This window comes from Pseudodesulfovibrio sp. S3 (assembly GCF_004025585.1).
Taxonomy (GTDB): Bacteria; Desulfobacterota; Desulfovibrionia; order Desulfovibrionales; family Desulfovibrionaceae; genus Pseudodesulfovibrio.
Genome location: NZ_QTZO01000036.1, coordinates 1 through 6,501, shown reverse-complemented (window position 1 = coordinate 6,501; position 6,501 = coordinate 1). Strand labels below are relative to the sequence as shown.

General features: G+C 56.0%; 7 protein-coding genes. 5 read left to right on the top strand and 2 right to left on the bottom strand.

The features are described 5' to 3' along the window. Positions 1-121: 121 nt before the first annotated feature. Positions 122-844: an ABC transporter ATP-binding protein gene (locus DWB63_RS17070; RefSeq protein WP_128330078.1), complete on the top strand. Its 723-nt coding sequence runs from the start codon at positions 122-124 to the stop codon at positions 842-844. Positions 845-1,101: 257 nt separating this feature from the next. On the opposite strand, the gene DWB63_RS17065 is transcribed toward DWB63_RS17070, so the two are convergent. Together DWB63_RS17065 and DWB63_RS17060 are read right to left on the bottom strand one after the other, a co-directional pair. Further along, positions 1,102-1,350: a hypothetical protein gene (locus DWB63_RS17065; protein ID WP_206613194.1), complete on the bottom strand. Its 249-nt coding sequence runs from the start codon at positions 1,348-1,350 to the stop codon at positions 1,102-1,104. A 261-nt stretch (positions 1,351-1,611) separates the two neighbouring features. Continuing rightward, complete coding sequence (locus DWB63_RS17060; RefSeq protein WP_128330077.1) at positions 1,612-2,085, bottom strand: hypothetical protein; 474 nt, start codon at positions 2,083-2,085, stop codon at positions 1,612-1,614. A gap of 273 nt (positions 2,086-2,358) precedes the next feature. Here DWB63_RS17060 and DWB63_RS17055 point away from each other — a divergent pair, with 273 nt between their 5' ends. The 4 genes from DWB63_RS17055 to serS all read left to right on the top strand — a co-directional run bounded on the left by DWB63_RS17055 (position 2,359) and on the right by serS (position 5,949). Continuing rightward, positions 2,359-2,799: a universal stress protein gene (locus DWB63_RS17055; protein WP_128330076.1), complete on the top strand. Its 441-nt coding sequence runs from the start codon at positions 2,359-2,361 to the stop codon at positions 2,797-2,799. A gap of 78 nt (positions 2,800-2,877) precedes the next feature. Continuing rightward, complete coding sequence (gene hisC, locus DWB63_RS17050) at positions 2,878-3,978, top strand: histidinol-phosphate transaminase (RefSeq protein ID WP_128330075.1); 1,101 nt, start codon at positions 2,878-2,880, stop codon at positions 3,976-3,978. Next, a complete protein-coding gene (gene cmk, locus DWB63_RS17045; protein WP_128330074.1) occupies positions 3,971-4,630 on the top strand; it encodes a (d)CMP kinase in 660 nt (219 codons plus the stop codon). The genes hisC and cmk overlap by 8 nt, the downstream gene beginning before the upstream one ends. Positions 4,631-4,671: 41 nt before the next feature. After that, positions 4,672-5,949 carry a serine--tRNA ligase gene (serS, locus tag DWB63_RS17040; protein WP_128330073.1) on the top strand — a complete coding sequence of 426 codons (1,278 nt, stop codon included), beginning with the start codon at positions 4,672-4,674 and terminating at the stop codon, positions 5,947-5,949. Positions 5,950-6,501: the final 552 nt, after the last annotated feature.

Below are 6,501 nucleotides of genomic sequence, written 5' to 3'. Positions count from 1 at the left end.
CCAGAATCGGTGTCTTTTCTGCCATGTATGTGTGCCTCCGGCGGCTGGGGGAAGGGGAGGAAAAGAACCCTTTTCAAAGGTTTTTTCCTCCCCTTCCCCCAGCCGCCGGAGGCACACATACATGGCAGAAAAGACACCGATTCTGGAGTTGCGAAACGTGGTTTCGTCCTATGGGCGGATCCAGGCCTTGAAGGGCGTATCGCTGAAGGTATTTGATGGCGAGATAGTGTCCATCATCGGCGCCAATGGCGCGGGCAAGTCCACCACGCTGATGACCATATGCAATATCGTCAAGGCCGTGGCGGGCGACATCCTGTACAAGGGAGAGCGCATCAACAAGGTCGGTTCGGACATCCTACCCTCCATGGGGTTGTGTCAGGTGCCTGAGGGACGCCGTATCTTTCCGCGCCTGACCGTGCTGGAAAATCTGGACATGGGCGCGTTTTTCCGTCGCGACAATGCCGCCATCAAGGACGACGTGGAGCGCGTGTTCGACCTGTTCCCCAAACTGCGCGAACGGCGCAAGCAGTTGGGCGGCACTCTTTCCGGCGGAGAGCAGCAGATGCTGGCCATGGCCAGGGCGCTCATGAGCCGGCCCAAGGTCCTGCTCCTGGACGAACCTTCCATGGGGCTGGCCCCACTGCTGGTGAAACAGATTTTCAACATAGTCAAGATGATCAATGAGCAGGGTGTGACCGTGGTGCTGGTCGAGCAGAACGCCAATCTTGCCCTCCAGGCAGCCAGTAGAGGGTATGTCTTGGAGACGGGAAAAGTGGTCATGGAGGATGAGGCCTCAAAGCTTCTGGCAAACCCTGATATTCGCAAAGCATATTTGGGCGAATAGACGGCCCCTCCCCTGCACGCAAAAGCCCCCGGAGCATCTCCGGGGGCTTTTGCGTGCGGGGTGGGGTAGGGGGCGGCTTGGGATAGCGGGCCATCTGCACATTTTCCGGGCACCGCCCGATCCTCACCGTAGCTGGGCTACGCCTCCGGTCGGTCGGCACCCGGAAAATGCACATCTGACCCACTCTTCCAAGCCAAATCGCGTCATCCGGGAAGAGAGCCGCTGTTTGGATGCTGGCCAAAGGCGCTCCATGACAATTATCTAGAGAGTTCACGACCACCTTTGCTGGTCCATCCATTGTACACATCTCTATTAGTATTAATGTACTCGTTAAGACCTTCTCCTTCGAGAGCGAGCTGTTTCATGTTATCAATGTGATCTTGTCCAAGTTTGCCAACAGTATAGGTGTAAGTCCCAGCTTTTATGTACTGGATACAAATACCATCTGATTCAATCCTAAAAGCTTCGATCCCTGAATCTCCACCACGATTTGCGTGTTTTTGCATATAGCCTCATGAAATGGTTTAGATTTTACCATGGTGACACGGTTGTGCTTCTCGCGCAGACAAAAATACTGAAGTTGGGTTGTAAGCCACCTCATGGGTATCTTGACATAGAGTGTGGTCAATTTTGCTTTAACCGCCGAAGGCGGCAGCAAAAAATTTCGGAGAGGAGAGGGGATGGGGGGGCGGAGGCGTGTCATCACAACCGGGGGCGGCCCGGACCGTGGTGCGGTCCGGGCTCGAAATGGCTGAGCGGTCTACCGGTTAGATATAATCGCCCCGGTTGAACTTGAACTGCTCGGTTGCAGCCAGTGTTTCCAGTTCGTCGACGATGGACTTGAGTCCCGGATGGGTAGTTCCCAGGTCGGGTTGCTCGGTCTTGAGCGTTGCCACCTGGCCCGCGATTTCGTCCAGGGTCCCGTAGGCGGACTTGAGTCCGGCTTCGGAATTGCCCAGTGTCGCGGCATAATTGTCCCACATGTCGAGTATGGATTCCACTTCTTCGGCAACCTCGGAGACGTCGGAGGACGTGCTCTGCACGCTTCCAGCGGCCCCGGCTGCGATCAGGGGGTTCACGATCATCGGCGGCGCGATGCTCTGCGTGTTTGCAGGTGCGTCTTCCCGCGCCACTTCCTGATTGAGAATGTCCCCGAAGGCTTGTTCAGGCTGCTTGGCCTTGTCCTTTCGTTGCGATTGCTCTGATTGGACGCCCTCGATCTGATCAGGACGGATCTGCATGTTTCTACTCCTATCCTGTGGTTTGCCTAAGATTCTGCAAAGACCTTGCCAAGAGCATGGTGTTGACAACTAATTGTAAATGCATATTATTTTCCTAGAAGACACCGGAAAAATCTTCCGGGTGGGCGTATGGAATCATCAACGCCAACATGACCTTAATGCAGAAGAAAAGGGTTGTCTATCAGGGGCGAGAGATGCATAAACGAAGTGGAGAGAATGCAATTTTCCCGGTTTTGGCCGGGAAAAACCAACATACAGCAAGGAGATGCAGTCATGGCAGACATCAAGAAGATCCTTTGTGCAGTCGATTTTTCGGACTATAGCCCCATGGTGGCTGATTACGCCAACATGATGGCCAAGTGCTCGGGAGCCAAGATAGTGGTTCTTTACGTGGCTCCTTCACTCAGTCAATATGTGGGTTTTCATGTGCCTCCAAGTTCCATTGAAAGCTTCGTGGGTGAGATCGTGACCGGTGCAGAGGACACCATGAACGCGTTCGTCAAGGAGAATTTCAAGGATCTCGGCGTTGAAGGCAAGGTGGTTACCGGATATCCCGCCGAGGAAATCCTGACTATTTGCGAGGAGGAAGGGTGCGATATGGTGGTCATGGGCACCCATGGGCGCAAGGGTATCGACCGTATCCTGTTCGGTTCCGTGGCCGAGAAGGTGGTTAAGAGTTCCGGTGTACCCGTGCTTACGGTTCGTCCTCACTAGTTTTCTTTACTGATAAGCCCAAAGAAGATAAGGGAACGGCTTCGGTCGTTCCTTTTTTTGTGAGTGAGGGGAGAATTAATGAGAGACTTCAATGTCCGTCCTGAGATTTATGATTTTGCGCCCTATGTGCCGGGCCTGACCATTGAGCAGATTCAGAAGCAATATGGTTTGAGTTCGGTCATCAAGTTGGCCAGCAACGAAAACCCTTTGGGCACATCTCCGCTGGTCCAGAAAGCCATTTCCAGCAATGCGCAACGCGCCTTTCGTTATCCGGAAAATCATTCGCCGCGCCTGGTCGAGGCCATCGCCAAACATGCCGAAGTATCCAAGGACTGCGTGCTGGTGGGCAACGGTTCGGATGAGATCATCGACATGCTTTTCCGCATGATGGGTACGCCCGGCAGGTCCAACGTGGTCTGCTACGAACATTCCTTTGCCATGTATCGCATGTGTGCCAAGCTGTGCGGCCTGGAGTACCGGGAAGTGCCGCGCGGCGAAGGGTTTGATTTGCCTCTGGACGCCATGGCCGAGGCAGCGGACGAAAATACGGCCATGGTCATCGTGACCAGCCCGGACAATCCCACGGGGTTGGCTGCCAGCGTTGAAGACCTTTCGGTCTTGGCGGGCGTGCTGCCTTCCGACTGTCTGCTGGTGGTCGATGAGGCTTACATTGAGTTCGCCTGGCCGCCGGAGTCCTATTCTCCGGTTCAGGCCTTTGACAAATTTGATAATCTGGTCTGTTTGCGCACCTTCTCCAAGGCGTATGGCCTGGCCGGAATGAGAGTGGGCTATGGCATTATGCCGCCCCAACTGGCTGGAGTGATCAAGAACGCCCGTATTCCGTTCACGGTCAACCTGTTGGCCGAAGAGGCCGCCCTGGCCGCCCTGGAAGACGAGGTGTTTTTCAACGAGACCTTGAGCGTGGTCATGCGCGGTCGTGAATTTTTCACCGAGGAACTGGCCAAGCTTGGCTGCAAGGTCTGGCCCAGTCAGTCCAATTTCGTCATGTTCGAGCCGAGCAAGCCCGCTCAGGCCGTATTCAAGGCGCTGCTGAAAAAAGGGATCATCGTGCGTCCCCTGGGCAGTTTCGGTTTGGGCAAGTGCATTCGCGTCAATGTCGGCACTGACGCCGAAAACAGGATTTTCATCGAGACGCTGGCGGAGATTCTCAATGGATAAGACCCTGATCGTGACCATCGACGGCCCTGCCGGGGTGGGCAAATCGACCATGGCCAAGCAGTTGGCCCGGCATCTGTCCATTCCCTACCTGGACACCGGGGCCATGTTCCGGTCCGTGGCCTGGAAGCTCGGCGAGGGGTCCTGGGAATGGGATGAGGCGAAACTCGGGGCCGCGCTCGACGGAATCGAATACGGCCTGTCCGGCACGGGTGAGGATTCCGTGCTCTCTTTGAACGGAACGGCCATAGGCAATGAGATTCGCACCGAGCAGGTGGGCATGTGGGCCTCCAACATCGCCACGTTGCCGGTCATCCGCACTTTCCTGAAGGCGGCACAGCAGGCCCTGGGCGAAAAGTTCTCCCTGGTGGCCGAAGGACGCGACATGGGCACCGTGGTTTTTCCGGACGCCCCGTGCAAGTTCTTTCTGGACGCGTCCGTGGACGAACGGGCCATGCGGCGATTCAGGCAGCTTGTGGCCATGGGCAAGCCCGCCGACTTGGAAGAGTTGAAGGAACAGATCGCCAGACGGGACCATCAGGACCGCAACCGCGTTGTGGCACCGCTCAAACCCGCTGACGACGCGACCACTATCGACACCACCGAGATGACCAGAGAGCAGGTTCTGGCCGCCTTGAAAGAAGCCGTTGCCTAGGATACTACGGGTATCGAAGCCAACGAGGAGATATAGATATCATGCTTGATCTCAAATTGATGCAGAATGACCCGGACGCGGTCCGGGAAAGCCTGAAGAAGCGCAACTCCAAGATAGACGTTCAGGAGTTCATCGAACTCGACGAAAAGCGCAAGAAGCTCATCGGCGAGGTGGAGTCGCTCAAGGCCGAGAAGAACGCCGTGGGTCCGGAAATCGCCAAGCGCAAGAAGGCCGGGGAAGATGCTGCGGATCTGCTCAAGAAGATGGGCGAGGTCTCCAGCCGGACCAAGGAGCTGGACGCGGAACTGGCCGAGGTCGAGAAGGCTGAGACGGACTGGATGATGTCCGTGCCCAACATCCCGCACGAGTCTGTGCCCCTGGGCAAGGGCGAAGAGGACAACCCGGTTCTGCGCTATTGGGGCGAAAAGCCTGAAATGAATTTTACGCCCAAGGAGCATTGGGAGCTAGGCACGGCTTTGGGTGGCCTCGATTTCGAGTGTGCTGCCAAGCTGACTGGGTCCCGTTTTGCCCTCAGTTTTGGTTGGTGCGCCCGTCTGGAACGCGCCCTGGGTCAGTTCATGCTCGATACGCAGACGACCCGGCACGGCTATACCGAGGTCATCCCTCCCTATATCGTCAACCGGAAGACCATGACCGGCACGGGCCAGTTGCCCAAGTTCGAGGAGGATTTGTTTCGGCTCGACGACGAGCGCGATCTTTTTCTCATCCCCACCGCAGAGGTGCCCCTGACCAATATCTATGCGGACGAAGTCATCCCCGAGGAAAAGCTGCCCGTCAAGTTCTGCGCCCATACCCCGTGTTTTCGTTCCGAGGCCGGTTCCTACGGCAAGGATACCAAGGGCTTGATCCGGCTGCATCAGTTCCACAAGGTGGAGATGGTCAATTTTGCTCATCCCGACCATTCCTACGAGGTTCTGGAGGACATGACCCGCTCGGCCGAGATAATCCTCGAACTGCTCGGTCTGCACTACCGGACCATCGTGCTGTGCACGGGCGACATGGGCTTTGGCGCAACCAAGACGTACGACATTGAAGTCTGGCTGCCCGGTCAGGACAAGTACCGCGAGATTTCCTCCTGTTCCAACTGCGGGGATTTCCAGGCTCGGCGCGCCAATATCAAATTCCAGCCCAAGGATTCCAAGAAAAAACAGTTCGTTCACACCCTGAACGGTTCCGGGCAGGCCGTTGGCCGTTGTCTGGTGGCTGTCATTGAGAATTATCAGCAGGCAGACGGGTCCATTGTGATTCCCGAGGTGCTCAGGCCCTACATGGGGGGGCTTGAGGTGGTGACGCCTTAACAGGCGGTTTCAAGAATCTGAAAGGGCGGGAGAAGCTTTGCTTCTTCCGCCCTTTTTTGTTTGATTGGTAGCGCATTCGCGGTGAGGGTTAGGCTCTATATCTTTTTGAAGTGTTGCGCTCATACAGCGCCCTACTTTTGTACGAGGCGACAAAAGTAGGCAAAAACGCCTTTTTTGGACTGTAATCCTGACCCCGAAGCCAAGAGCCTGTAGGCGGCTTTCGCTGCCCGAAACGATTGTCCACCCTGTGGACTCAATCGGGCTGCGCTTCGCCGCCCGAGACAGGCTCTAAGCTTCGGGGCCAATTGTTCGGCGTCGTAAGGGGTGGTGGGGGTGGTTTGTTGAATTTGTTGGAGGGAGGGTGCGCGCGCATTCGCGGTGGTGATGAGTGCGTATCCCCTCCAGGGTGGGGTTGTTGTTTGATACGTAGCGCATTCGCGGTGAGGGTTAGGCTCTATATCCTTTTGAAGTGTTGCGCTCTTACAGCGCCCTACTTTTGTTCAAGGCGACAAAAGTAGGCAAAAACGCCTTTTTTGGGCTGTAATCCTGGAA